At 60.0% G+C, this 26,038-nt stretch carries 25 protein-coding genes; 13 read left to right on the top strand and 12 right to left on the bottom strand.

What is annotated here, in order from left to right; all coding sequences use genetic code 11:
* Positions 1–3 precede the first annotated feature (3 nt).
* From rlmH to AC1RKH_RS17700, 10 genes are all read left to right on the top strand, one after another.
* On the top strand, positions 4–471 hold the full coding sequence (gene rlmH, locus AC1RKH_RS17745; protein WP_003185785.1) for a 23S rRNA (pseudouridine(1915)-N(3))-methyltransferase RlmH: 468 nt from the start codon (positions 4–6) through the stop codon (positions 469–471).
* Between the two features lie 12 nt (positions 472–483).
* On the top strand, positions 484–2,379 hold the full coding sequence (gene mrdA / locus AC1RKH_RS17740) for a penicillin-binding protein 2 (RefSeq protein WP_493063562.1): 1,896 nt from the start codon (positions 484–486) through the stop codon (positions 2,377–2,379).
* A 31-nt stretch (positions 2,380–2,410) separates the two neighbouring features.
* Positions 2,411–3,514 carry a rod shape-determining protein RodA gene (gene rodA, locus AC1RKH_RS17735; RefSeq protein ID WP_123423501.1) on the top strand — a complete coding sequence of 368 codons (1,104 nt, stop codon included), beginning with the start codon at positions 2,411–2,413 and terminating at the stop codon, positions 3,512–3,514.
* 17 nt (positions 3,515–3,531) lie between these two features.
* Entirely contained in the window at positions 3,532–4,542 is a 1,011-nt protein-coding gene (gene mltB / locus AC1RKH_RS17730) for a lytic murein transglycosylase B (RefSeq protein WP_123423502.1), read from the top strand.
* Complete coding sequence (locus tag AC1RKH_RS17725; RefSeq protein WP_493063563.1) at positions 4,542–5,552, top strand: septal ring lytic transglycosylase RlpA family protein; 1,011 nt, start codon at positions 4,542–4,544, stop codon at positions 5,550–5,552. Before mltB ends, AC1RKH_RS17725 begins: the two co-directional genes overlap by 1 nt.
* Positions 5,553–5,743: 191 nt before the next feature.
* Positions 5,744–6,901, top strand: coding sequence for a D-alanyl-D-alanine carboxypeptidase family protein (locus AC1RKH_RS17720; RefSeq protein ID WP_123423504.1), 1,158 nt, complete (start codon positions 5,744–5,746; stop codon positions 6,899–6,901).
* An 81-nt stretch (positions 6,902–6,982) separates the two neighbouring features.
* Positions 6,983–7,258, top strand: a complete 276-nt coding sequence (locus tag AC1RKH_RS17715) for a DUF493 domain-containing protein (RefSeq protein WP_008152827.1) — start codon at positions 6,983–6,985, stop codon at positions 7,256–7,258.
* Positions 7,258–7,905 carry a lipoyl(octanoyl) transferase LipB gene (gene lipB, locus AC1RKH_RS17710; protein WP_123423505.1) on the top strand — a complete coding sequence of 216 codons (648 nt, stop codon included), beginning with the start codon at positions 7,258–7,260 and terminating at the stop codon, positions 7,903–7,905. Before AC1RKH_RS17715 ends, lipB begins: the two co-directional genes overlap by 1 nt.
* Before the next feature lie 31 nt (positions 7,906–7,936).
* Positions 7,937–8,935, top strand: coding sequence for a lipoyl synthase (gene lipA, locus AC1RKH_RS17705; protein ID WP_162491279.1), 999 nt, complete (start codon positions 7,937–7,939; stop codon positions 8,933–8,935).
* 173 nt (positions 8,936–9,108) lie between these two features.
* Positions 9,109–10,059 (top strand): S66 peptidase family protein, encoded by a 951-nt coding sequence (locus AC1RKH_RS17700; RefSeq protein WP_493063564.1) that lies wholly within the window; start codon positions 9,109–9,111, stop codon positions 10,057–10,059.
* A gap of 129 nt (positions 10,060–10,188) precedes the next feature.
* On the opposite strand, the gene AC1RKH_RS17695 is transcribed toward AC1RKH_RS17700, so the two are convergent.
* The 5 genes from AC1RKH_RS17695 to leuS all read right to left on the bottom strand — a co-directional run bounded on the left by AC1RKH_RS17695 (position 10,189) and on the right by leuS (position 16,302).
* The gene (locus tag AC1RKH_RS17695; protein ID WP_493063565.1) at positions 10,189–11,511 is read right to left on the bottom strand and encodes a lytic murein transglycosylase; all 1,323 of its coding nucleotides are present in this window, start codon (positions 11,509–11,511) and stop codon (positions 10,189–10,191) included.
* Positions 11,512–11,583: 72 nt separating this feature from the next.
* Positions 11,584–11,739 (bottom strand): alternative ribosome rescue factor ArfA, encoded by a 156-nt coding sequence (gene arfA / locus AC1RKH_RS17690; RefSeq protein ID WP_019693801.1) that lies wholly within the window; start codon positions 11,737–11,739, stop codon positions 11,584–11,586.
* Positions 11,740–11,922: 183 nt separating this feature from the next.
* A complete protein-coding gene (holA, locus tag AC1RKH_RS17685; protein ID WP_493063566.1) occupies positions 11,923–12,960 on the bottom strand; it encodes a DNA polymerase III subunit delta in 1,038 nt (345 codons plus the stop codon).
* Between the two features lie 39 nt (positions 12,961–12,999).
* Positions 13,000–13,605, bottom strand: coding sequence for an LPS-assembly lipoprotein LptE (locus tag AC1RKH_RS17680; protein WP_493063567.1), 606 nt, complete (start codon positions 13,603–13,605; stop codon positions 13,000–13,002).
* 90 nt (positions 13,606–13,695) lie between these two features.
* Entirely contained in the window at positions 13,696–16,302 is a 2,607-nt protein-coding gene (gene leuS, locus AC1RKH_RS17675; protein ID WP_493063568.1) for a leucine--tRNA ligase, read from the bottom strand.
* A gap of 346 nt (positions 16,303–16,648) precedes the next feature.
* Here leuS and AC1RKH_RS17670 point away from each other — a divergent pair, with 346 nt between their 5' ends.
* On the top strand, positions 16,649–16,969 hold the full coding sequence (locus tag AC1RKH_RS17670) for a hypothetical protein (RefSeq protein WP_123423511.1): 321 nt from the start codon (positions 16,649–16,651) through the stop codon (positions 16,967–16,969).
* Positions 16,970–17,105: 136 nt separating this feature from the next.
* Positions 17,106–17,867, top strand: coding sequence for a YdcF family protein (locus tag AC1RKH_RS17665; protein WP_493184048.1), 762 nt, complete (start codon positions 17,106–17,108; stop codon positions 17,865–17,867).
* Between the two features lie 94 nt (positions 17,868–17,961).
* Here AC1RKH_RS17665 and lnt read toward each other — a convergent pair whose 3' ends face one another.
* The 5 genes from lnt to miaB all read right to left on the bottom strand — a co-directional run bounded on the left by lnt (position 17,962) and on the right by miaB (position 23,378).
* Positions 17,962–19,485 (bottom strand): apolipoprotein N-acyltransferase, encoded by a 1,524-nt coding sequence (gene lnt, locus AC1RKH_RS17660; protein ID WP_493063570.1) that lies wholly within the window; start codon positions 19,483–19,485, stop codon positions 17,962–17,964.
* 8 nt (positions 19,486–19,493) lie between these two features.
* On the bottom strand, positions 19,494–20,333 hold the full coding sequence (locus AC1RKH_RS17655) for a CorC family transporter (RefSeq protein WP_046815833.1): 840 nt from the start codon (positions 20,331–20,333) through the stop codon (positions 19,494–19,496).
* Positions 20,334–20,338: 5 nt separating this feature from the next.
* Positions 20,339–20,833 (bottom strand): rRNA maturation RNase YbeY, encoded by a 495-nt coding sequence (gene ybeY / locus AC1RKH_RS17650; protein WP_123423514.1) that lies wholly within the window; start codon positions 20,831–20,833, stop codon positions 20,339–20,341.
* Positions 20,826–21,845, bottom strand: coding sequence for a PhoH family protein (locus AC1RKH_RS17645; protein WP_401123925.1), 1,020 nt, complete (start codon positions 21,843–21,845; stop codon positions 20,826–20,828). Before AC1RKH_RS17645 ends, ybeY begins: the two co-directional genes overlap by 8 nt.
* Before the next feature lie 204 nt (positions 21,846–22,049).
* Complete coding sequence (miaB, locus tag AC1RKH_RS17640; protein WP_493063571.1) at positions 22,050–23,378, bottom strand: tRNA (N6-isopentenyl adenosine(37)-C2)-methylthiotransferase MiaB; 1,329 nt, start codon at positions 23,376–23,378, stop codon at positions 22,050–22,052.
* A gap of 135 nt (positions 23,379–23,513) precedes the next feature.
* Here miaB and AC1RKH_RS17635 point away from each other — a divergent pair, with 135 nt between their 5' ends.
* On the top strand, positions 23,514–23,843 hold the full coding sequence (locus AC1RKH_RS17635; protein WP_008052403.1) for a DUF1820 family protein: 330 nt from the start codon (positions 23,514–23,516) through the stop codon (positions 23,841–23,843).
* Positions 23,844–23,971: 128 nt separating this feature from the next.
* On the opposite strand, the gene AC1RKH_RS17630 is transcribed toward AC1RKH_RS17635, so the two are convergent.
* Together AC1RKH_RS17630 and hemL are read right to left on the bottom strand one after the other, a co-directional pair.
* A complete protein-coding gene (locus AC1RKH_RS17630; RefSeq protein WP_123423517.1) occupies positions 23,972–24,526 on the bottom strand; it encodes a tetratricopeptide repeat protein in 555 nt (184 codons plus the stop codon).
* Between the two features lie 227 nt (positions 24,527–24,753).
* Complete coding sequence (hemL, locus tag AC1RKH_RS17625) at positions 24,754–26,037, bottom strand: glutamate-1-semialdehyde 2,1-aminomutase (protein ID WP_493063572.1); 1,284 nt, start codon at positions 26,035–26,037, stop codon at positions 24,754–24,756.
* Position 26,038 lies beyond the last annotated feature (1 nt).

The raw sequence follows: 26,038 nt of genomic DNA, 5'->3' as shown, positions 1-26,038 counted from the left end.
GCTGTGCGACTGCGTCTGATCGCCGTCGGTTCACGCATGCCCAAATGGGTGGAAGAAGGCTGGCATGAATATGCCAAGCGTCTTCCTTCCGAGCTGGCGCTGGAACTGGTGGAAATACCGCTCAACACCCGTGGCAAGAACGCTGACGTGGCGCGCTTCATCCGCCAGGAAGGCGAAGCCATGCTGGCAAAGGTCGGCCCGAACGAGCGCATCGTTACCCTCGAAGTTCATGGCAAACCCTGGAGCACCGAGCAACTGGCGGTCGAACTGGACCGCTGGCGACTGGACTCGCGCACGGTGAATTTCATGGTCGGCGGCCCCGAAGGGCTGGCGCCGGAAGTCTGTGCACGGGCTGATCAGCGCTGGTCGCTGTCGCCACTGACCTTGCCGCACCCGCTGGTGCGGATTCTGATTGGTGAACAGCTGTATCGCGCCTGGACAGTGCTGTCCGGGCACCCTTACCACAAGTAGTTCAGCGCCCTCATGTCTCAGCCGATCCGCATCAAGGACCACGAGAAAGACGCCCGTCTGGTGCGCGGCCGGGTCGTGTTCGGGGCAATTGCGGTGGTCACGCTGATCGGCGTGCTGATCGCGCGGTTGTATTTCCTGCAAGTGATTCAGTACGAATACCACTCGACGCTGTCGGAAAACAACCGCGTCCACGTTCAGCCGATTCCGCCGACTCGCGGCCTGATCTACGACCGTAATGGTGTGGTGGTGGCCGATAACCGGCCCAGCTTCAGCCTGAGCATGACCCGCGAGCGTTCGGGTGACTGGAAGCAAGTGCTCGATGTGATCGTTGAAGTGCTGCAACTGACGCCCGAAGACCGGGTGGTCTTCGAAAAACGCATGAAGCAGGGGCGCCGACCGTTTGAGCCGGTGCCGATCCTGTTCGAGCTGACGGAAGAGCAAATCGCCCGGATCGCGGTGAATCAGTTCCGCCTGCCGGGCGTCGAAGTAGTTGCGCAGCTGGTGCGTCACTATCCGCAGGGCGCGCATTTTGCGCACTCGGTCGGTTATATGGGGCGGATCAACGAAAAAGAGCTCAAGAGTCTGGATCCGGTGGCTTACAGCGGCACCCATCAAATTGGCAAAACCGGCATCGAACGCTTCTACGAGCCTGAATTGCACGGTCAGGTTGGTTACGAAGAAGTCGAGACCAACGCCCGTGGCCGCGTGCTGCGGGTGCTCAAGCGTACCGATCCGATTCCTGGCAAGGACATTGTCCTGAGCCTGGACATCAAATTGCAGGAAGCCGCCGAAACCGCATTGGGCGGGCGCCGGGGTGCGGTGGTGGCGCTGGACCCGAACACCGGCGAAGTGCTGGCGATGGTCAGTCAGCCGAGTTTCGACCCGAACCTGTTCGTGACCGGCATCAGCTTCAAGGCCTATGCCGAGTTGCGTGACTCGATCGACCGGCCACTGTTCAACCGCGTGCTGCGCGGTCTGTATCCACCGGGTTCGACCATCAAGCCGGCCGTGGCGATTGCCGGGCTGGACTCAGGCGTAGTGACCGCTTCGACCCGGGTTTTCGACCCCGGTTACTACATGCTGCCCAACTACGATCACAAATACCGTAACTGGAACCGCACCGGCGACGGCTATGTGGATCTGGACACGGCGATCATGCGTTCCAACGACACCTACTTCTATGACCTGGCGCACAAGCTGGGGATTGATCGGTTGTCGGCGTACATGGGCAAGTTCGGCATCGGCCAGAAGGTCTCGCTGGACATGTTCGAAGAGTCGCCGGGACTGATGCCGTCCCGCGAGTGGAAACGCGCAACCCGCCGTCAGGCCTGGTTCCCGGGTGAAACGCTGATTCTGGGGATTGGCCAGGGCTACATGCAGTCCACCCCGTTGCAGTTGGCCCAGGCCACCGCGCTGGTCGCCAACAAGGGCAAGTGGAACCGTCCGCACCTGGCCAAAACCATCGAAGGCGAGAAACCGTTGGACCCGAATCCGATGCCGGACATCGTTCTGCGTGATGCGTCGGACTGGACCAAGGTCAACCACGGCATGCAACAAGTGATGCACGGTGCCCGCGGTACCGCGCGTAAGGCGGCGATCGGCTCGCAATACCGGATTGCCGGTAAGTCGGGTACCGCCCAGGTGGTCGCGATCAAGCAGGGCGAGAAGTACGACCGCTCCAAGGTTCAGGAGCGCCACCGCGACCACGCCTTGTTCGTCGGCTTTGCGCCGGCCGACAACCCGAAAATCACCGTGGCGGTGATGGTCGAGAACGGTGAGTCCGGTTCCGGTGTCGCGGCGCCAGTGGTGCGGCAAGTCATGGATGCCTGGCTCCTGGGCTCGGACGGCCGACTCAAACCCGAGTTCGACAGCCCTATCAGCGCGGAGGCTACGGCCCGTGAAGAGTAATTTTGATCGCATCCTCTCCAGTGAGGATGTGATGCGTCGCCGCGCGACGCTGTTGCAACGCATGCACATCGACGGTCCCTTGCTGATCCTGCTGCTGATCCTCGCGGCCGGCAGCCTGTTCGTGCTGTATTCGGCCAGTGGCAAGAGCTGGGACCTGCTGGCCAAACAAGCGACGTCGTTCGGCATCGGCCTGGTGTCGATGATCGTCATCGCCCAGTTCGAACCGCGCTTCATGGCGCGTTGGGTGCCGCTGGGTTATGTGCTCGGGGTGATCTTGCTGGTGGTGGTGGACGTGATGGGCCACAACGCCATGGGCGCCACGCGCTGGATCAACATTCCCGGGGTGATTCGCTTCCAGCCCTCGGAATTCATGAAGATCCTGATGCCGGCAACCATTGCCTGGTACCTGTCCAAGCGCACGTTGCCGCCACAACTCAAGCACGTCGGGGTCAGTCTGTTCCTGATTGGGTTGCCGTTCATATTGATCGTCCGTCAGCCGGACCTCGGCACTTCGCTGCTGATTCTGGCCGGCGGTGCGTTCGTGCTGTTCATGGGTGGCCTGCGCTGGCGCTGGATCCTCAGCGTGGTCGCTGCGGCCGTGCCGGTGGCCGTCGCCATGTGGTTCTTCATCATGCATGACTATCAGAAGCAGCGGATCCTGACTTTCCTCGACCCTGAGAGCGATCCGCTTGGCACTGGCTGGAACATCATTCAGTCCAAGGCCGCCATCGGTTCCGGCGGTGTGTTTGGCAAGGGCTGGCTGCTGGGCACCCAGTCGCACCTGGACTTCCTGCCGGAAAGCCACACCGATTTCATCATCGCGGTGATGGGCGAAGAGTTCGGTCTGGTGGGTATTTGCGCCTTGCTGCTGATTTACCTGCTGTTGATTGGCCGTGGGCTGGTGATTACCGCTCAGGCGCAGACATTGTTCGGCAAATTGCTGGCCGGCAGCCTGACCATGACGTTTTTTGTTTACGTTTTCGTCAACATCGGTATGGTCAGTGGCCTATTGCCGGTGGTGGGGGTGCCGTTGCCGTTCATTAGCTACGGCGGAACTTCGCTGGTGACGCTGCTGTCAGCGTTTGGGGTTTTGATGTCGATCCATACCCATCGTAAGTGGATCGCACAGGTTTGAATAAGGTGAAGATTTCAATGCAAGTAATGCGTGGCTGGGCGACTCGATACGCTCCGTGGGTCAGCCTGGTAAGCATCCTTGGTGCAGCGCAGGAAGCGCTGGCCGGCGATTATGAAGGCTCGCCCCAAGTGGCTGAATTCGTCGGTGAAATGACCCGCGACTATGGTTTCGCTGGCGAACAGCTGATGGGCGTGTTCCGCGAAGCCGAGCGCAAACAATCGATTCTCGACGCGATCTCCAAACCTGCCGAGCGGGTCAAGCAATGGAAGGAATATCGCCCGATGTTCCTGACCGATGCGCGGATAGCCCGGGGCGTGGACTTCTGGCGTCAACACGAAGCGGCGCTGGCCCGCGCCGAGCAGGAATACGGTGTTCCGGCTCAGGTAATCGTCTCGATCATCGGCGTTGAAACCTTTTTCGGCCGAAATACCGGCAATTATCGGGTGATCGACGCCTTGTCGACCCTCAGTTTCGACTACCCTCCACGTGCTGAGTTTTTCCGTAAGGAATTGCGCGAGTTCCTGCTGCTGGCCCGCGAAGAGCAGCTCGACCCGCTGACGCTCAAGGGCTCGTACGCCGGTGCGATGGGTTTGCCGCAGTTCATGCCGAGCAGTTTTCGTGCCTATGCGGTGGATTTCGACGGTAATGGCCACATCAACATCTGGACCAACCCGGACGATGCCATCGGCAGCGTTGCCAGCTATTTCAAGCGTCACGGCTGGGAGGCCGGTCAACCGGTGGTCAGCCGGGCCGATGTGCGCGGCGATCAGGTCGACGACGGTTTGACCACCGGTATCGAGCCGACGAAAACCGTCGGGGAGTTGCGGGCGTTGGGCTGGTCGAGTCATGATGCGCTGCGCGATGATATGCCGGTCACCGCTTTCCGCCTGGAAGGTGACAATGGTCCAGAATACTGGATGGGTCTGAAGAATTTTTACGCGATTACGCGTTATAACCGCAGCGTGATGTACGCCATGGCGGTACATCAGTTGTCTGAAATGCTGGTCCAAGCACGGGGCGTCAAGTAATGCTGGCATCGCCAATCCGCAAACCCCTGAAGCTGCTGGCTTTCGCCGCTTTGTCGTTGCTCGTGGTCAGCTGTTCGACCAGCCGTGCGCCGCAACAGAAATACACGACCGCGGTACGCGCTACGCCGGGCCTGGATATCAACCGTGCCCATAAAGACGGTGCGCCGTGGTGGGATGTGGACATCTCGCGCATTCCCGACGCCACGCCGACCCTGCACACCGGCCCGTACAAGGCCAACCCGTATACCGTGCTGGGCAAGACCTACTTTCCGCTGGCCGAATCCAAGCGCTATGTCGCTTCGGGCACGGCGTCCTGGTACGGCACCAAGTTTCATGGTCAGAACACCGCCAACGGTGAAGTGTATGACCTGTACGGCATGAGTGCCGCACACAAGACTCTACCGTTACCGAGTTACGTTCGGGTGACCAACCTGGACAACAACAAGAGCGTGATCCTGCGGGTCAACGACCGTGGGCCGTTCTATTCGGATCGCATCATCGACTTGTCCTACGCGGCAGCCAAGAAACTCGGGTATGCCGAGATTGGTACTGCACGGGTCAAGGTTGAAGGCATCGACCCGCAAGAGTGGTGGGCGGCAAAAGGCCGGCCAGCACCGTTGATGCTCAATGAGCCACAAGTCGCGCAAAATAGCGCACCGGTGATTACGGCTTCGGCCGGCACCGTCGAGCAATGGACGCCACCGCCGCAGCAACACGCCGCGGCCGTTGTGCCGGTGCAGATCGATACAAAAAAAAACGCTTCTGTACCAGCCTCTGGCCAGTATCTGCAGGTGGGCGCGTTCGCCAACCCGGACGCTGCAGAACTCCTGAGATCGAAGCTGAGCGGGATGGTGAGCGCTCCGGTGTTCATCAGCTCGATCGTGCGCAATCAACAGACGCTGCATCGGGTTCGCCTGGGGCCAATCGGTTCGCAGGGTGAAATCACCCAAGTGCAAAACAGCGTGCGTCTGGCCAATCTCGGTTCGCCGAGCCTGGTGACTGCCGAATAAGTAATTCCTGATTCAAGGTTCGCTTGCGGTTTGGGGGGCGAACCTGAGTTGTTGGCTCGTCGAACAACAAAAGCCCGGCAAGGGTTAGAGAGTGAACAACTGAACACGCGACAATCGTCAGGTTCTGCCTGAATGATTGTCTGATTAGTTTTGCCCTCAGGGCAGTTTCCATTAGCGATTTCGAGAGACGGATGAACATCACCACCTTTGCCAAACGCCTGTGCCTGCTAGTCCCGCTGCTCCTCTCGCCCGCCGCTTTTGCGGCCGAGATGATGCCGTCGCCACCGCAACTGGCCGCTAAAGCCTACGTGCTCATGGACGCCAGCAGCGGCAACGTGCTGGTCGAGAACAACGGTGACCAGCGTCTGCCGCCAGCCAGCTTGACCAAGCTGATGACGGCGTACATTGCGACCCTGGAAATCCGTCGCGGCCAGATCGGTGAAAACGATCCGGTGACCGTCAGCGAAAACGCCTGGCGTACCGGCGGTTCGCGGATGTTCATCAAGGTGGGTTCGCAGGTAACGGTCAGCGACCTGCTGCACGGCATCATCATCCAGTCGGGCAACGACGCCAGTGTCGCGCTCTCCGAGCACATCGCCGGCAGCGAAGACGCGTTCGCCGATCTCATGAACAAGACCGTTGCCGATCTGGGCATGGCCAACAGTCACTTCATGAACCCGACCGGTCTGCCAAACCCTGAGCACTATTCCACGGCTCACGACATGGCCGTTCTGGCGCGCGCGATCATCCACGAAGACCCGGCTCACTATGCGATCTACTCGCAGAAAGAGTTCTTCTGGAACGGCATCAAGCAACCGAACCGCAACCTGCTGCTGTGGCGTGACAAGACCGTTGACGGTCTGAAAACCGGTCACACCGAAGAAGCCGGCTATTGCATGGTGTCCTCGGCGGTACGTGACGGCATGCGCCTGATCGCCGTGGTGTTCGGCACCAACAGCGAAAGCGCTCGCGCCGCTGAAACCCAAAAGCTGCTGACCTACGGTTTCCGCTTCTTCGAAACCCAGACCTTCTATCAGAAAGGCGCCGAGCTGGCTCAGGCTCCAGTCTGGAAGGGCACCACCCATCAGGTCAAAGCCGGCCTGGCTGAAGACCTGACCATGACCTTGCCAAAAGGCCAGCTGAAAAAGCTCGCTGCCAGCATGACCATGAACCCGCAACTGGTCGCACCGATCGCCAAGGGCGACGTGATTGGTAAAGTCGAAGTGAAGCTGGACGACAAGGTGGTGCACAGCGCCAACCTGATCGCTCTGGACGCGGTCGACGAAGGTGGTATCTTCCGCCGCATGTGGGATAGCATCCGTCTATTCTTCTACGGCTTGTTCAACTGAATTTAGTGTGGACCTGCATGGTCCCGTCCCGATCCGGAGCGGGGCCATGTCCGTTGCCACGGCTTACGAGGCCGTTACGCCATGACAGACACAGAAGTAAAGGCGCCAAAGATCGAATTCCCCTGCGCGGATTACCCGATCAAGGTGATCGGCGACACCGGTGTGGGCTTCAAGGACAAGATCATCGCGATCCTTGAGAAGCACGCCACCGTAGACCACAAGACCCTGGCCGAGCGTCAGAGTACCAATGGCAAGTACACGACCATCCAGTTGCACATCATTGCTACCGGTCAAGAGCAGCTGTACGACATCAACAGCGAGTTGCGGGCCACCGGTTTCGTGCACATGGTGTTGTGATGTCCGAACCGCTTGGCTTTCGCGAGCTCGGCCAGCTGGCTTACGAGCCGGTCTGGCATGCCATGCAACGGTTCACCAACGAGCGTGGCAGCGACCGCGCCGATGAGATCTGGCTGGTCGAGCACCCGCCGGTTTTCACCCAGGGCCAGGCCGGCAAGGCTGAGCATCTACTGCTTCCCGGCGATATTCCGGTGGTGCAGGTCGACCGTGGTGGTCAAGTGACTTACCACGGCCCGGGTCAGTTGGTGGCTTATCTGCTGCTGGACGTACGCAAGCTGGGTTTCGGCGTGCGCGATCTGGTCAGCCGGATGGAGCAGTGCCTGATCGAGCTGCTGGCCAGCTACGGCGTCACCGCTGTGGCCAAGCCCGATGCGCCGGGCGTCTACGTCAACGGTGCAAAAATCGCTTCACTGGGTCTGCGGATCCGCCACGGTTGCTCCTTTCATGGCCTGGCCTTGAACGTGGATATGGACCTGGAGCCGTTTCGCCGGATTAACCCCTGTGGATACGCCGGGCTGGCCATGACCCAGCTGCGCGATCACACCGGACCGATTGAATTTGCCGAGGTAAGTGCCCGGCTGCGTGCGCAGCTCGTCAAACACCTCGACTATGCTGAGCAGACGACCCTAACGGGCGGAATCGACTGATATGACTACTGCGCAAGACGCTGTGCAAACCATGATCCCGACGCTGGATGTTACCGAGCGCCCGGCCCCGCGTGCCAAAGTGGAAGCTGGCGTAAAGCTGCGCGGCGCCGAAAAGGTAGCGCGTATCCCGGTGAAGATCATTCCGACCACCGAATTGCCGAAAAAGCCTGACTGGATTCGCGTGCGCATCCCGGTTTCCCCGGAAGTCGACCGTATCAAGGCCCTGCTGCGCAAACACAAGCTGCACAGCGTTTGCGAAGAAGCTTCCTGCCCGAACCTCGGCGAATGCTTCTCCGGTGGCACCGCGACCTTCATGATCATGGGCGACATCTGCACCCGTCGCTGCCCGTTCTGCGATGTTGGCCACGGTCGTCCGAAGCCATTGGATGTCAACGAGCCGGAAAGCCTGGCCATCGCCATCGCCGACCTGAAACTGAAGTACGTGGTGATCACCTCGGTAGACCGCGATGACCTGCGTGACGGCGGTGCCCAGCACTTTGCCGATTGCATCCGTGAAATCCGCAAGCTGTCGCCGAACGTGCAACTCGAGACCCTGGTCCCGGACTACCGTGGCCGGATGGACGTGGCGCTGGCCATCACCGCCGCCGAGCCGCCGGATGTGTTCAACCACAACCTGGAAACCGTGCCGCGCCTGTACAAGGCTGCGCGTCCGGGTTCGGACTACCAGTGGTCGCTGACCCTGCTGCAGAAATTCAAGCAGATGATGCCGCACATTCCGACCAAGTCCGGTTTGATGCTGGGTCTGGGCGAAACCGACGAAGAAGTCATCGAAGTCATGAAGCGCATGCGCGAACACGACATCGACATGCTGACCCTGGGTCAGTACCTGCAACCGTCGCGCAGTCACTTGCCGGTGCAGCGTTTCGTGCACCCGGACACCTTCGCCTGGTTCGCCGAGGAAGGTTACAAGATGGGCTTCAAGAACGTCGCCTCCGGCCCGCTGGTACGTTCCTCGTATCACGCCGACGAGCAGGCGAAACTGGTCAAGGCCGAATTGATGTCGTCCTGACCCGCAATGCCCGCAAGGCTCACGCCTTGCGGGCATTTTAGTTTTCGGGCGTTGGCCTCAGTGCCACGTCACGTTCAGTTTTTTCCTGCACTCTGCGGGGCAACTGATCCTCTTCTGTTTATCCCCGTTCCTGACTACTGTGTGTTGAAGCATTCACACAGGGAGAATCACGGATGACCACTCGCTCGACCCCTCTAGTTTCTGAACACGCGCTGGTTCCGGCATTACCCGCCGAAGGGCTGATCGGCGTGATTGCGCCGGCTGGACCGGCGGCACTGGATACCGAAAAGGCTTTTCAATGGATGCGTTCGCGGGGGTATTCACTGCGGATCTTCCCGGGCGTCCTTGAGAGCGATGGCTACCTTGCCGGCAGTGACGACGTTCGCCTGGCGGATCTGCATGATGCGTTTAGCGATCCGGCCATCGATGCCATTATCTGTCTGCGCGGCGGTTACGGCAGCCCGCGCTTGCTGGACCGGATCGACTTCGAACTGCTGCGACGCAATGCCAAGCCGTTTGTCGGCTACAGCGACATTACTGCACTGCACCTGGCCATCAGCCGTTATGCGGGGTTCGTGACCTTTCACGGGCCGATGCTCAACGCCGACCTGCTGGGGAACAAGCAACAACCTACTGAGTCTTCGTTGTTCGGCCTGCTCAGGGGCCAGTTGAGCGCTGGAAGCCTGTTGGCGCACCCGGTGGCGTACCCTTTGGTCACGATCGAGCCAGGCATCGCTCATGGGCGTTTGCTGGGCGGTAATCTGTCGATGATTGCCGCGACCCTGGGCACGCCTTTCGAAATCGATGCCGACGGGATCATTCTGTTCATCGAGGACATCAACGAGCCGTTGTATCGCATCGACCGGTTGCTGACCCATCTGCGCCTGGCTGGCAAGCTGAACATGCTGCGTGGGATTCTGGTGGGGGATGTGGCAGGAGTGGACAGCGATGCATTGGCGACGTTGCTCAAGCAAACCTTCGAGCCGTTGCGCATTCCTGTGCTCGCTGGCTGGCGCAGTGGTCATTGCGACCCGAACCTGACGCTGCCGATGGGGGCGTTGGTGAGGCTGGATGCGGGGAGCAAGGAGCTGTGGCTGGAGCAGGATGTGGTGTTCAGGCGTTAGATCCTGGTTGCCTGATAGTCAGTCATCGCGAGCAAGCTCGCTCCCACATTCGGCCGTATTTCCATGAAGGAACTCGGTCACCTGTGGGAGCGAGCTTGCTCGCGAAGGCGGCATCCGCCATACGGCTGACTAGCGGTTACGCAAACCTTCCAGCAACTTGTGCGTCGGGTAGCCATCTGCTGGCCAGCCAAACGACTGCTGGGCGCTGCGAATAGCCTTGCGGGTGTTGGCGCCGATGATCCCGTCGGCATTACCCGCGTCATAGTTGTTGGCACTCAGCAAACTCTGTAGTTCGATTCGCTCGGAACGGCTCAACGGAAGGTCATCCTTCGGCCATTCGCCGCTGATCAGACCCGCTCCGGTGAAGCGCTCGGACAACAGATTTACCGCCAATGCATAGGACGACGAATTGTTGTACTTGAGGACCGCGCGGAAGTTGTCGAAGATCAGAAAGGCCGGGCCGCGATAACCGGCTGGCAGCAGCAGGGCGGCTGACAGTTGCTCGGAGCCGGGTGCAATCCTGGCGCCGTTCGGCAGTTTCAAACCCAGTTGCATCCACTCGGAAACGCTTTTGCGAATCGAACCGTCAGCCAGCGAGTAGTCGAAACCGCTCGCCAGTTGCACTTCGAAGCCCCAGGGCTGGCCTTTTTGCCAGCCGGAGCTTTGCAGGTAATGGGCGGTGGAGGCCAATGCGTCAGTCGGGCTGCCCCAGATATCGCGGCGACCGGTGCCATCAAAATCTACCGCGTGGGTGAGGTAGGTGGTCGGGATGAATTGGGTCTGGCCCATGGCGCCGGCCCAGGAACCGAGCATCTTCTCGGGCGTGATATCACCTTGTTGCAGAATTTGCAGCGCGGCCAGCAATTGTGCGTGGGCGAAGTCTGGGCGGCGGCCTTCGTAGGCCAGGGTCGCCAGCGAGCGGATCACCGATTTGTCGCCCTGGAAACTGCCAAAGTTGCTTTCCATGCCCCAGACCGCAACGAGTGCCTGGCGATCAACGCCATAGCGCTGCTCGATGGTAGTCAAGGTGTCGGCGTATTGGCTCAGCAGTGCCTGGCCTTTGCGCACGCGCGCGGCAGACAGCGCGCTATCGAGGTACTCCCACACCGGACGGGTGAACTCCGGTTGGCTGCGGTCGGCGCGGATCACGCTCATGTCTGGCGTGACGCCGGCAAAGGCGCGGTCGAATACATCCGGGCGGATACCGGCGGCGAGGGCATCCTTGCGAAAACCGGCTTCCCATTCGTCGAACGTCTGGGTCGGCTGGATATCGAGGTTGTCGCCATCGGGCACTACCGGAGGAATGATGGCCGGGGCGGTTGCTACGGGGGCGGTCTGAAGCGGTTGCGCGTCGGCAGCGGTGGGTTTTTCCGCGCAGGCGACAAGCAGAACAAGGCTGGAAGCAGCAATCAGTTGGCGCAGGTGCCAACGACGGGAAAGACAAAGGGGCATGCACAGGTCCAGAGAATACAAATCAGGTGCAGACCTTATCATGCCAAGGGGGAGCGGGGTTATGTTGAAGCTTTATGCCGCCAGAAAGTAAGAAGCCTCCCAGCTTTTAGACTGGAAGGCTTCGCGGCGGTAGCTGCCTTTGCCCTTGCCGGGTTGTTCCTGACGGCTGCGGAACAGTGGCTGGGCGACGATGGATTTGGCCTTGTTGGGCCGCTTGTGTTTGCTCATGGGCGTTTCTCTCGTTGAGTGGTTTTCGCGCGGCAGATCATCGGCCGAAGTCGGGGTTCTGTCTAGCCCTACGATGTGTAGGACCATTCAGCCGTCATCGCGAGCAAGCTCGCTCCCACAAGAGTTTGCACTATCCCTGTGGGAGCGAGCTTGCTCGCGATGGCCGTTATACGGTCCAAAGATTTACTCTGCGGGCAACGCCAGGCGCTGGCCGGCCATCAACAATGACAAACGACTGAGGCTCATCCACGGCGAACCTGCGGCCTGACCCTTGATTTGTGCGTCGATCCGCTGGGCATCGAGCAGCAGTTGCGCCCAGCGCTGCGCCGAATGGCGTTGCAGGGCTTTGCTCATCAGGGGCTTGCGCTTGTCCCAGATGGGCGGTCGGGCCTGGCTGAAGGCCTTGTCCAGCGGTACGCCCTGGCTGTATTGCAGCGACAGGTTGGCCAGTAGCCGAAGCTCCCGGGCCAGTGCCCAAAGAATCACCGGTGGTTCGACGCCTTCGCCGCGCAAGCCTTCCAGCATGCGCAGCGCGTGGGCGGCTTCACCGTTAAGTATGGCATCGGTCAGCCCGAAAACATCGAAGCGCGCACTGTCGGCGACCGCCGCTTGTACGGTTTCGACCGTTATCTGACCACCTTCGGCCATCAGCTTGAGCTTTTCGATTTCCTGGGCGGCCGCCAGCAGGTTGCCTTCCACGCGTGCGGCGATCAGTTCGACGGCGTCCTGGCTGGCGGCGAGGCCGGCCTGGGACAGACGCTGACGAATCCATTGCGGCAGCTGGTTGGCATCCACCGGCCAGATTTGCACGAACTGGGTCTGAGGGCCTTCGACCAGCGCCTTGCCCCACTTGGTTTTTTGCGCGCTGCCGTCAAGCTTTGGCAGGCTGATCAGCAACAAGGTGTCTTCGGCCGGACGCGAGCAATATTCCATCAGCGCGGCGGCGCCTTTGTCGCCGGGTTTACCGGATGGCAAACGCAACTCCAGCACGCGTTTTTCAGCGAACAACGACATGCTGGCGCCGGCTTGCAGCAGCGTACCCCAATCGAAACTGGCATCTGCGCTGAACACCTGGCGTTCGTCAAAACCTTGCTGGCGGGCAGCAGAGCGGATGGCGTCGGCAGCTTCCTGACACAGCAGTGGGTCATCGCCACTGATGATGTAAACGGGCGCAAGGGCGCCTTGCAGGTGTTTGCCGAGCTGGGCGGGGGCTAGTTTCATAAGGCGGGGCGAACGGGGCGCCGGAACGCCCCGTACGACTTACTCGGTCGGCACTTGCATCGGTGACTGACGCGGAGTGTTCGCTTCAGCTTTACGTGCTGCGTCCAATGCGGCGGCTTCTGCCTTGGCACGAGCGTCAGCGGTTTGCTGCAATTGCTCAAGCTGAGCCGGAGTGAGCTGTTGCAGGCGCAGAATCATGCGTTGCACCAGATCACGACGCATTTCCTTGCGCACTTCGGCTGCTTCCTGGTCAGAGCCTGTCAGGTTGCTACCGTCGTGCATGTAGACCTTCTGCACCTTCAGTTTGTCATCGAGCAGGGACAGGTTGTTGTGGCCCACGATTTGATAGTTCAGCACGTTGGTCAGCTCATACTCGGCCGAATGGCCGCCGCCGGAGTAGCTGAGGCTGCGCTGGCTTTCCTGTTCGTCAGTGAATACCAGCTTGTAAGGTGCTCCGGCATAGACTTTGACGCCGCTGCTTTCCAGCACCTGGCGCATCAACGTCACGGTTTCGCCATAGGCGTTACGTGCGCTCAGGTCCAGTTCCTTGATCGCCAGTTCGGTGGTGCCGGTACCGCGCAGCTGGAAGCCGCAGGCGCTCAACAGTACAGCGAGGCCCATCACCAGCAAATTGCGTTTGATCATCTTGTTGTTCCCCTTGAAACCATGTGGGCCGACGGTGCGACCCGAAAGGTTCTATTCGGCGCCAGATGCACGATCTGGCGCCTGATCCAATTAGCTAGCGACGATATTGACCAGTTTTCCGGGCACTACAATCACTTTACGAATAGTCAGGCCATCGACGAAGCGCAGCACGTTTTCATTGGCCCGTGCGGCAGCTTCAACTTCTTCGCGGCTGGCACTGGCCGGCATTTCGATCTGGCCGCGCAGCTTGCCGTTGACCTGAATAACCAGTTGCAGGCTGTCCTGAACCAGTGCGCTGTCGTCCAGAACCGGCCAGCCGGCATCGATCACCGGATCGGTGTGACCCAGTTGATGCCACAGTTCATGGCTGATGTGCGGCGTAATGGGCGCCAGCAACAGGGTAATGGTTTCCAGGCCTTCGTGAATCAGCGCGCGATCCTGTTCGGTACCTTGCGGGGCTTTTTCCAGCACGTTCATCAGCGTCATCACCTGGGCGATGGCGGTGTTGAATTTGTGATGCTGGCCGACATCCTGGCTGGCTTGCTTGATCGCCAGGTGAATCGAGCGACGAATGGCTTTCTGCTCATCGTTCAGTGTGCCGATGTCCAGCTTGCCCGGCAGGCCCTGACCAACGTGGGCCTGAGCCAGGCGCCAGACGCGCTTGAGGAAACGGTGCGAGCCTTCGACGCCGGAGTCGGACCATTCCAGGCTCATATCCGGTGGCGAGGCAAACATCATGAACAGGCGGCAGGTGTCGGCACCGTACTGGTCGATCATCGACTGCGGGTCAACGCCATTGTTCTTCGACTTGGCCATCTTCTCGGTGCCGCCGATTTCGACGGGCAGGCCATCGCTGATCAGCTTGGCGCCAATGATCTTGGCCTTGCTGTCGCGCTCCAGTTCGACGTCCGCCGGGTTGAACCAGGTATAAGCGCCGTTGGCTTCACGACGATAGTAAGTCTCGGCGATCACCATGCCCTGGGTCAGCAGGTTCTTGAACGGCTCGTTGGAGCTGACCAGACCTTCGTCGCGCATCAGTTTGTGGAAGAAGCGCGCATAAAGCAGGTGCAGGATCGCGTGTTCGATACCGCCGATGTACTGATCGACCGGCAACCAGTGGTTGGCCGCGGCCGGGTCTACCAGGCCGCCTTCGTAATGCGGCGAGGCATAACGGGCGTAGTACCAGGAGGACTCGACAAAGGTGTCCATGGTGTCGGTTTCACGCTTGGCAGGCGCACCGCATTTCGGGCAAGCGCATTCGTAGAACTCGGGCATGCGCGCCAATGGCGAACCGGCGCCATCGGGCACGACGTCTTCCGGCAGCACGACAGGCAGTTGATCTTCCGGCACCGGCACGTCACCGCAGGTATCGCAGTGGATGATCGGGATCGGGCAACCCCAGTAGCGCTGACGGCTGATACCCCAGTCGCGCAGGCGGAACTGGGTGCGCGAGGCGCCGAGATTTTTCTTGATCAGGGCGACTTCCATGGCGTCGAACGCGCCAGCGAAGTCCAGACCGTCGAATTCACCGGAATTGATCAGCGTGCCGTATTCGCCATAGGCGTCCTGCCACGGAGCCGGGTTCTCGTCGCCTGCGCTGGTGCGCACCACGGACTTGATCGGCAGGTCGTACTTGGTGGCGAACTCGAAATCACGCTCGTCGTGCGCCGGTACCGCCATGACCGCGCCATCGCCGTAGTGCATCAGCACGTAGTTGGCGACCCATACCGGCAGTTTTTCGCCGGTCAGCGGGTGCTCGACGAACAGCGAGGTCGGCAGGCCTTTTTTCTCCTGGGTGGCAACGTCGGCTTCGGCCACGCTACCGCCTTTGCATTGCGCGATGAACGCTTGCAGCTCAGGGTTGTTCTGTGCGGCCAGGGTCGCCAGATGGTGCTCGGCAGCCACGGCAACATAGGTTGCGCCCATCAGGGTATCCGGACGGGTAGTGAAGACTTTCAGTGTGCCCGCTTCGCCGATCGAGTCGACGTTGTACGGGAACTGCACTTCCATGCCGCGGGATTTGCCAATCCAGTTGCGCTGCATGGTTTTGACTTGCTCGGGCCAGCCCGGCAGGTCGTCGAGACTCTCCAGCAGTTCATCCGCGTAGGCGGTGATCTTGAAGTAGTACATCGGGATTTCGCGTTTTTCGATCAGCGCGCCGGAGCGCCAGCCGCGCCCGTCGATCACCTGCTCGTTGGCCAGAACGGTCTGGTCGACCGGGTCCCAGTTCACGGTGCCGTTTTTACGGTAGATCACGCCTTTTTCGAACAGGCGAGTGAACAGCCATTGTTCCCAGCGGTAGTAATCAGGCTTGCAGGTGGTGACTTCGCGCGACCAGTCGACCGCCAGACCCAGGCTGCGCAGCTGGGTTTTCATGTAGGCGATGTTTTCGTAGGTCCATTTGGCCGGCGCGACGTTGTTCTTCATCGCGGCGTTTTCCGCTGGCATGCCGAAAGCGTCCCAACCCATGGGTTGCAGGACGTTTTTGCCTTGCATGCGCTGATAGCGGGAGATCACGTCGCCGATGGTGTAGTTGCGCACGTGCCCCATGTGTAGCTTGCCGCTGGGGTAAGGGAACATCGACAGGCAGTAGAAAGTCTCCTTGCCTGGCTGTTCACTGACTTCAAAGGACTTTTGCTCGTCCCAGAACGACTGGGCGGCGGCTTCGATTTCACGGGGCTGATATTGTTCGTGCATGGCTACTTTTGAACTGAATAGGGGTGGCCTAATCCTCTTCAATGCAACGCTGGACGCTGATGACGCCAAAAGTGGCGTTTTCGATGCCCAGCCGAGCTGGAAGTGGAGTTACAGGAAGCGCCGTAGCATACATGACCGCGCTCTACCGAGGGAAACCCTGATTGCGCGCGCAGGGTCTGTTGAGGTTGGGTGGTGGCCGCGACGGATGCCCGCGTGGCGCAAGGCCACGCCGCTCGCCACCCAATGTCAACAGGCCCGAGGGCCGTTGGTCGCGGCACCAGAACGGATTGCACAGCGAAGCTAAGCTCTAGTTGGGGAGTGAGTCTTATCTTCAATGAGGTGAGGGATGGTTGAGTCACAACGAAAAGTAACTAAGCCAGAGTTGTACGAGAAGCTGATAGAGCGCCTGGGGCTAGCCCTGGATGCCGTAAAGACAGCGGGCCGGTTGCGCGATGAGCGTCCGGTTGAGCTGGAACTTCGCGGATTGAGCCGTGCAGAGTTCGAACTGATCAAGGCTTATCTGGACCGTAGTGAATGCGAGGCGCAAGGATGCTTGTCAGAAGCAGTGAAGCACAAGGACGCCCCTCGTTCGGCCAAAATTATCTGGTTGAAAGACAAGCTACCCGGCAGAGACGCGGTAAAGGTCCGGTCCCTGCGGGTCAAGTAAGTGATCAGGCAAGTGTTTGTTGCCCTGTGCGGGCGCATGAAGTCACCCATGATGGCTTTTTGAATAAAAGGTCTTCCATCTTAGTTGTCGCTTTGCTTCAACCCACTTAGGCTTCGGGCATCTTTGGAGATGCTCGATGCCTTTTCGTTATTTCGTTAAACAACTTCTGCTGCCGCCCGGTATTTTCTTGCTGTTGCTTGCGCTCGCCTGGTGGTTGCGCCGCTCAAGACCGCGCCTTGCAGGGCTGTGTTTTGCCTTGGGTCTGGGTGGATTCTGGTTGATGAGTTTGCCGGTCGTCGTTCAGTGGGGCGCCAAGGCTCTTGAGCGTGAACCAGCGCTGGTCCGTAGCGAATGGGCGACCCTGGCCGAGCGCGCGGATGTGATCGTGGTGCTGGGGGCGGGACGCGAACGTGGTGACCTTGCCTGGGGCTCCGATCAACCGACCGGCGTGGCGCTGGAGCGTGAGCGTTATGCGGCACGGCTGGCCAAGGCGTCGGGTTTGCCCGTGCTGACCAGTGGTGGTCTGCATTACGGCACGCCACCGACCGAAGCAAAGATGATGGCCGATTCGTTGCAGGATGATTTTGGTGTCACGGTTCGTTGGCAGGAAGGGCGCAGTCTCACCACGTGGGAAAACGCCCAATTCACCGCCGAAATGCTGGAGCCTTTGGGGTTGAAGCGGGTCGTGGTGGTGACGCAAGCCTGGCATATGCCGCGCAGCGTCTGGAGTTTCGAGCGGTCGGGTTTCACCGTGGTGCCGGCACCGGTGGGCTTTTTAGGCACCGACAACGCCGAGCCGCTGGGCGGCTGGATGCCGACGTTCAAATCGATCTGGCGATCGGGTCAGTTGCTGAACGAGGCGGTGGGGCAGATCGGGTATTCGATCTTTTACCGCTGAGAGTCAAAAGATCGCAGCCTGCGGCAGCTCCTACAGGGTAATTGCAATCCACCGTAGGAGCTGCCGCAGGCTGCGATCTTTTAATGGGTGGTGCTTAAACCGTCTTGGCGATCCGGCTTGCCAGCAATGCCCAGCCAAACAGCAGCAGGCAAAGGATGACCAGCGGCCACGAACGCCATTGCAGGTAGGGTGTCAGGTTGTGCATCGGCACCACTTCGCCGTAGAGAATGCCGCGTTCGAATTGCGGGATCTGCACGGTGATCTTGCCGAAGGGGTCGATCAATCCGGTGACGCCGTTGTTGGTCGCACGAATCATCCAGCGACCGGCCTCCAGCGCGCGCATCTGTGCCATCTGCAAGTGTTGCAACGGGCCGATGGAGGTGCCGAACCAGGTGTCGTTGCTGATGGTCAGCAGCAAATCACTGCGTGCCGAAAGGCCGGCGGCAAATTCCGGGTAAACGACTTCGTAGCAGATGAAGGGAGCAATCTGGTAACCCTTGGCTTGCAGCAGCGTTTGATCGGACGAGCCGCGAGCGAAGTCCGACATTGGCAGGTCAAAGAACGCGATCAGCCCTCGCAGCAGATCTTGCAGCGGCACGTATTCGCCAAATGGCACCAGTTTTTGCTTGAGGTAGGTGCCTTCGCCTTGGCCTACCACCGTGATGCCGTTATAGAAACGCTTCTCGTGGTGCACTTCCTCACGAATAGGCACCCCGGTAATCAGCGCCGAATTACGTTCGGCGGCAAAGCTGCCCATCATGTTCAGGTAGCCCTCGGCGGACTCCTTGAGTACCGGGACCGCGGTTTCCGGCCAGATCAGCAGGTCGACGCGCTTGGAACTGAAGCTCATGTCGCGGTACAGCGCCAGCTGCGCATTGAGCTGCGCGGGGTCCCACTTCATGCTTTGTTCGACGTTGCCCTGAATCGCCGCCACGCTGAGTGGATTACCGGATGGGCTGGTCCAGGCGTGGCCCTTGAGCGACAGGCCGATGACCCACGGCGCGGCCAGCAACAGCAGGCCTGCGACGATAAAGGCTTTGCGTCCGGTCTTGATCAGGCGCGGCAGGTTGTACAGCAGCGCGGCGGTAAGGGCGAGCGAGAAGGAAATCAGCCACATGCCGCCCAATGGCGCCAATCCGGCGAGCGGGCCGTCGAGCTGGCTGTAACCGGAATAGAGCCATGGGAAACCCGTGAGGAACCAGCCTCGGAAGGCTTCCTGCGCCAACCATAACGCGGCGAAAGCCAAGGCGTCGGCCAATGGCGCTTCGTTACGGCGCAACCAGCGCGCCCAGAGCCAGGCCGGCAGGGCGAAGAACCAGGCAATCGCAGCGGTGAACGCCAGCATCAGCAACCCGGCCAGCAGCACCGAAGCACCGCCAAAGTTGTGAATGCTGTAGTAGATCCAGCTGGTGCCGGCGCCAAACAGGCCGAAACCGAAGCACCAGCCACGGCCCAAGGCCTGACGAGGCGTCAGTTCGCGAAGACCTGCGTAGAAAAAGCCGACCGCGAGCAATGCCAGCGGCCAGATATCGAACGGCGCCAGCGCCAGGGTCGTGAGTGCACCGGCCGCCACGGCCAGCAGGTTACCGGGCCAGCCGGGGCGGGTGATCCAACGCATGTCAGTCCTTAACGGGCTATAGGGGTCAAGCGCAGCAAGTGAATGCGCCGGCTGTCGGCGTTCAGAATGCGGAAGCGATAGGCGCCGATTTCAGTGATTTCGTTGCGTTTTGGCAAGTGCCCGAACGCGCTCATCACCAGACCGCCAACGGTGTCGAACTCATCGTCGGAGAACTCGCTGTCGAAGAACTCGTTGAAGTTCTCGATCGGTGTCAGGGCCTTGATCAGGAAGTCGCCGCTGGGCAGTGGCTTGATGTAGCTGTCTTCTTCGACGTCGTGCTCGTCTTCGATGTCGCCGACGATTTGTTCCAGCACGTCTTCGATGGTGACCAGGCCCGCCACACCGCCGTATTCGTCGATGACGATGGCCATGTGGTTATGGTTGGCGCGGAACTCGCGCAGCAACACGTTCAGGCGCTTGGACTCGGGCACGAAAGTGGCCGGACGCAGCAGATCCTTGATGTTGAAGCTGTCGCCGTTCTCCCTGAGGATCAGCGGCAGCAAGTCCTTGGCCAGCAACACGCCCATGACGTCGTCGTGGCTCTCGCCGATCACCGGATAACGCGAGTGCGCGGAATCAACAACGGCCGGGAGGAACTCGCGGGGTGTCTGGGTCGCCTTGATGCTGACCATTTGCGAGCGCGGGACCATGATGTCGCGTACTTGCAGGTCAGCCACCTGGATGGCGCCTTCGACGATGGCCAGCGCTTCGCTGTCCAGCAATTTGTTTTGATGGGCATCACGCAGAAGCTCCAGCAGCTCCTGACGGTTTTTCGGCTCGTGGGCAAAAGCCTGGGTGAGTTTACCCAGCCAGGACTTTTGCCCGTTGCTCGATCGATCTTCGCTCATAGCGATTACTCTGAATCCTTTGTTGTAACGATAGGGGATGTTTCGGTTTCGTCGTCCGCATAAGGGTCAGGATGACCCAACTCTGCAAGCAACGTTCGTTCCAGTGCTTCCATTTCTTCGGCTTCGTCGTCATCTATATGGTCGTAACCAAGCAGATGCAAGCAGCCGTGAATGACCAGATGCGCCCAATGGGCCTTCAATTCCTTGCCTTGTTCGGCAGCCTCGCGCTCGACCACGGCCACGCAAATCACCAGATCGCCCAGTAAAGGGATGTCCAGCAATTCATCGGGCACGTCGGCAGGGAACGACAGGACGTTAGTCGCGTAATCCTTTTGACGCCAGGTGTAGTTCAGCTCGCGAGCTTCTTCCTCGTCGACCAGGCGAATGGTCAATTCGGAGTCGGCAGTGCGCTGGCGCAGGGCCAGTTCGCACCATTGACGGAATTCGGCTTCACAGGGAGCAGGCGCTTCGGTCGCCAGTTGCAGATCAAGCTCAAGCATCGTGGCGGTTGCCCTTTTCAGCGGAAAGCGTCGCAGGCTCGTCGATCAGGCGATTTTCGAAGCGCTCGTAGGCTTCGACAATGCGCTGCACCAGCGGGTGGCGCACGACGTCTTTGGGCTTGAAGTGGGTAAAACTGATGCCCGGTACTTCCTTGAGCACGTCGATCACATGAATCAACCCGGACTTGGTGCCCTTCGGCAGGTCGATCTGGGTGATGTCACCGGTGATGACTGCCGTCGAGCCGAAACCAATCCGCGTCAGGAACATTTTCATCTGTTCGACGGTGGTGTTCTGGCTTTCGTCGAGGATGATGAAGCTGTTGTTCAGCGTACGGCCACGCATGTAGGCCAGTGGCGCGACTTCGATGACCTGACGCTCGATCAGCTTGGCGACGTGTTCAAAGCCGAGCATTTCGTACAGCGCGTCATACAGCGGGCGCAGGTACGGGTCGATTTTTTGAGACAGGTCGCCGGGCAGGAAGCCGAGTTTCTCGCCGGCCTCGACCGCTGGACGCACCAGCAGGATGCGGCGGATCTGCTCGCGCTCCAGCGCATCGACTGCGCAGGCAACGGCCAGATAGGTCTTGCCGGTACCGGCCGGGCCGATGCCGAAATTGATGTCGTTGGCCAGGATTTCCTTCACGTAGCGCAGCTGATTCAAGCCGCGAGGGCGAATCATGCCTTTTTTGGTGCGCAGGGCGACGGAGTGTTCGGCGGGCGAATGGTTGTCCATTTCTTCCACGGCCGATTCCTGCAGGAACAGGTGGACCGTGTCTGGCGACAGCTCGCTACCCTTGGTTTCGCGGTAGAGGCGGCGCAGAAGGTTTTCCGCGGAGGTGGTGTGCTTGGGTTCGCCGATCAATTCGAACTGATTGCCGCGATTGCGGATCACGATCGCCAGGCGCTGCTCGATCAAGCGCAAATGCTCGTCGAATTGCCCGCACAGATTGGCGAAGCGGTGAGCCTCAAAGGGCTCGAGGATGAAGCGATGTGGTTCTATGGGTGCGTTCAAGGTTGTTTTTAGCCGCCCTGGGGCAATAAAGATAAATCAAGGATAACGCCAGCAAGCTACGTGCGAAAGCTCTTAAATAACGCAGCGTCAAACACCAACCCTGTGGGAGCGAGCCTGCTCGCGATGACGGTCTGACATTCAACATCTAAGCCGTCTGACCTGGCGCCATCGCGAGCAGGCTCGCTCCCACAGTGGTATGTGGTGTTATTGAATCAACGAACCGCGCAGCGAGTGCGGCTGTGCGGCGTCGATGTGCACGTCTGCGAACTGGCCGATCAAGGTTGGATTGTCGCAGCGGAAGTTTACGATTCGATTATTCTCGGTCCGGCCTTGCAGTTCGCCGGGATCTTTTTTCGAGTAATCGGTCACCAGGATCCGCTGGGTCGAACCGACCATTTGTCGGCTGATCTCGAAACCCTGCTGATTGAGGCGATGTTGCAGGGCGTTCAGGCGCTCTTTTTTCAACTCTTCCGGGGTTTCGTCGGCCAGGTCGGCAGCCGGGGTGCCCGGGCGCTGGCTGTAGACGAACGAGTAGGAGAAGTCGAAACCGACGTCTTCAATCAGCTTCATGGTTTGTTCGAAGTCTTTTTCGGTCTCACCAGGGAAGCCGACGATGAAGTCCGAGCTGATGCAGATACCCGGCACGGCAGCCCGCAGCTTGCGCAGCTTCGACTTGTATTCAAGCGCCGTGTGGTTGCGCTTCATGGCTGCAAGAATTCGGTCAGAGCCCGACTGCACCGGCAAATGCAGGTGTTTGACCAGTTCCGGCACATCGGCGTGGGCCTGGATCAGGCTGTCGGAGAACTCCAGCGGGTGCGATGTGGTGTAGCGAATGCGGTCGATGCCATCGACGGCCGCCACCACGCGGATCAGCTCGGCCAGATCGGCCAGGCGCCCATCGTGGGTCAGGCCACGGTAGCCGTTGACGTTCTGCCCCAGCAGGGTGACTTCACGCACGCCGTTCTCGGCCAGGTGAATGATCTCGGCGATCACGTCGTCGAACGGTCGGCTGACTTCTTCACCGCGGGTATACGGCACTACGCAGAACGTGCAGTACTTGCTGCAACCTTCCATCACCGACACATAGGCGCTTGGACCGTCGATGCGCGGTTCGGGCAGGTGGTCGAATTTTTCGATTTCCGGGAACGAGACGTCGACTTGCGGCAGCTTGGTCAGGCGTGCGGCGTCGATCATTTCCGGCAAGCGGTGCAGGGTCTGCGGGCCGAAAACCACGTCGACATACGGGGCCCGGTCGCGGATTGCCGCGCCTTCCTGGCTGGCCACGCAACCGCCGACGGCGATGACCATGTCCGGGTTGGCGAGTTTCAGTTCGCGCCAGCGGCCAAGCTGGGAGTACACCCGGTCCTGGGCGCGTTCGCGAATCGAGCAGGTGTTGAGCAGGATGACATCCGCATCTTCGGCGCGCGCCGTCACTTCCAGGGCCTGATGTTCGCCCAGCAGATCGACCATGCGCGAGCTGTCGTACTCGTTCATCTGGCAACCGTGGGTTTCGATGTAAAGCTTCTTGGCCATGGACGGGATCATCACGTGATTCAAAGAACCGCGCATTATAGGGAACAAGTCCCCCGGTTCCTACCATCGTGCGTCCAGCGGCTATGCTATAGTTCGCGCCCTCATTTTTATCCCTCGATGTGTTACCCGCCCACCATGACCAAACGTGAAGCTCCAATCTACAAGGTGATTTTCCTCAACCAGGGCCAGGTGTTCGAAATGTACGCCAAGCAGATCTATCAAAGTGATCTGTGGGGCTTCCTGGAAGTGGAAGAGTTCGTCTTTGGCGAGCGCACACAAGTGGTCGTCGATCCGAGCGAAGAGAAGCTAAAGGCTCAGTTCGAAGGTGTGGTGCGCAGTTTTGTGCCGATGCATTCGATTGTGCGCATTGACGAAGTCGAGCGCATGGGCACCCCGAAAATCAGCGAAGCCCGTGGTGCGGTCGGCAATGTCATGCCGTTTCCGATGCCGATGCCTGAGAAGTAAGCTCTAGACCGAGTTGTCCCCATCGCGAGCAAGCTCGCTCCCACAGTAGACCGAGTCTCTAAACAAGAACGCGTTCAATTGTGGGAGCGAGCTTGCTCGCGATGGGGCCAGTCAAGTCAGTGCAGAACTTAGGGTAATGGCGAAAACGGTGTACGCCCGTCCGCGCTTTGCAGTTCCATCAGGTATTTACGGAAAATTTGCCCCAGTACCTGGGTGGCGACTTCCAGTTCATCGCGTTGCATGTGCTCGGCGACTTCGTCGGCGGTGTCCAGCGCATCTTCTGCGCCGTTGACCGCGGCCATTTTCAGCACGATATACGCCTGAACGTTATTGGCCGGCACGCCTTCGCCGTGGAAGAACATGGTGCCAAGTTTGAATTGCGCCTGAGCGTGGCCTTGCAGAGAGGCTTTTTCGAAGTAGCTCAGGGCTTGTTTGAGGTCGCGCGGCGTGTTTTTGCCCTCGTAGTAGAACTCGCCCAACTCGTATTGCGCTTCCGCATCCCCGGCGTCCGACGCTTTCTGGCAGGCGGCGAGCGCCTCCTTCAGGTCTTCAGGCTGGGTATTGAGGGTGCAACGACCCATCGCTGGGATCAACAACGAGTTGCCGCCTGCTTGTGCATGCGCGAGCAGGGGCTGAAGGAGCAACAGGCAGCCCAGTGCAAGGGCGCGGCCGGTGCGGTTCATGGGAATCGACTTACCTCTGAAGGGCGCGCGGACCCGTCGAGGGATCCAATAAGCGCGCATTATGAAATAAGCAGGACCCACCTTACAAAGTCTTTACTCGTTTTTCTGCCGCGCGGGGATTATATCTGCCGCTTTTGGAAGGATTTACCGGTGTCGCGCAAGAAATAAGGTAGGCATGTGGGATAAAGCTGACGTCGACAATCGTCGACGTCAGCGTCTATCGCTGCTTACTTCAATGCGGCGAACGCGCGTTCAGCGGCGTCCAGCGTCAGTTTCAGCTCGGCTTCGCCGTGAGCGATCGAGGTAAAACCGGCTTCGAAGGCACTCGGTGCCAGATATACGCCACCTTCGAGCATCAGGTGGAAGAAGCGCTTGAACAGGTTGGCATCACTGGCCATCACGTCATCGAAGGTCACGATGTCGTCGGCGCCGCTGAAGTACAGGCCAAACATGCCGCCGGCCTGGGTGGTCACGAACGGGATGCCGGCCGCGTCGGCACGCTGTTGCAGGCCATCGAGCAGGCGACTGGTGTACTCGCTGAGTTCGGCGTGGAAGCCAGGGCGGCTGATCAGGCGCAGGGTGGTCAGGCCAGCGGCCATGGCCAGCGGGTTACCCGACAGAGTGCCAGCCTGGTAAACCGGGCCCAGCGGTGCGATGTGCGACATGATTTCGCGTTTGCCGCCGAAGCAGCCGACGGGCATGCCGCCACCGATGATCTTGCCGAAGGTGCTCAGGTCCGGGGTCACGCCGTAGTACGCCTGGGCGCCACCGAGGGCAACACGGAAACCGGTCATCACTTCGTCGAAAATCAGCACCACGCCGTGTTTGTCACACAGGGTGCGCAGGCCTTCGAGGAAACCTGGCGCCGGTGGCACGCAGTTCATGTTGCCTGCCACTGGCTCGACGATGATGCACGCCACTTCCTGGCCAACTTCGGCGAGCATTTTTTCAACGGCGTCGATGTCGTTGAATGGCAGCGTCAGCGTGTGTTTGGCGAAGGCGGCAGGAACCCCGGCGGAGCTCGGCACGCCTTGGGTCAGCAGGCCGGAACCGGCTTTCACCAGCAGGCTGTCGGAGTGACCGTGGTAGCAACCTTCGAACTTGATGATGCTGTCGCGGCCGGTGAAGCCACGGGCCAGACGAATCGCGCTCATGGTCGCTTCGGTGCCGGAGCTGACCATGCGCACCATTTCCATCGACGGCACGATCGAGCAGACCAGGTCGGCCATCTCGGTTTCCATCGCGGTCGGCGCGCCGTAGGACAGGCCGTGTTCAAGCTGCTTGCGCACCGCGTCCAGCACGTCCGGGTGGCTGTGGCCGAGAATCATCGGGCCCCAGGAACCGACGTAGTCGACATAACGCTTGTCGTCTTCGTCCGTGACATAGGCGCCTTCGGCGTGCTTGAAGAACAACGGCGTGCCGCCGACGCTCTTGAAGGCACGTACAGGCGAGTTCACGCCGCCGGGAATGTGTTTCTGGGCATTGGCAAACAGGGTTTCGGAACGAGACATG

This window comes from Pseudomonas sp. GW822-FHT06B12 (assembly GCF_058799675.1).
The sequence above is the reverse complement of the archived record's forward strand: the minus strand, read 5'-3'. Positions and strand labels throughout refer to the sequence as shown.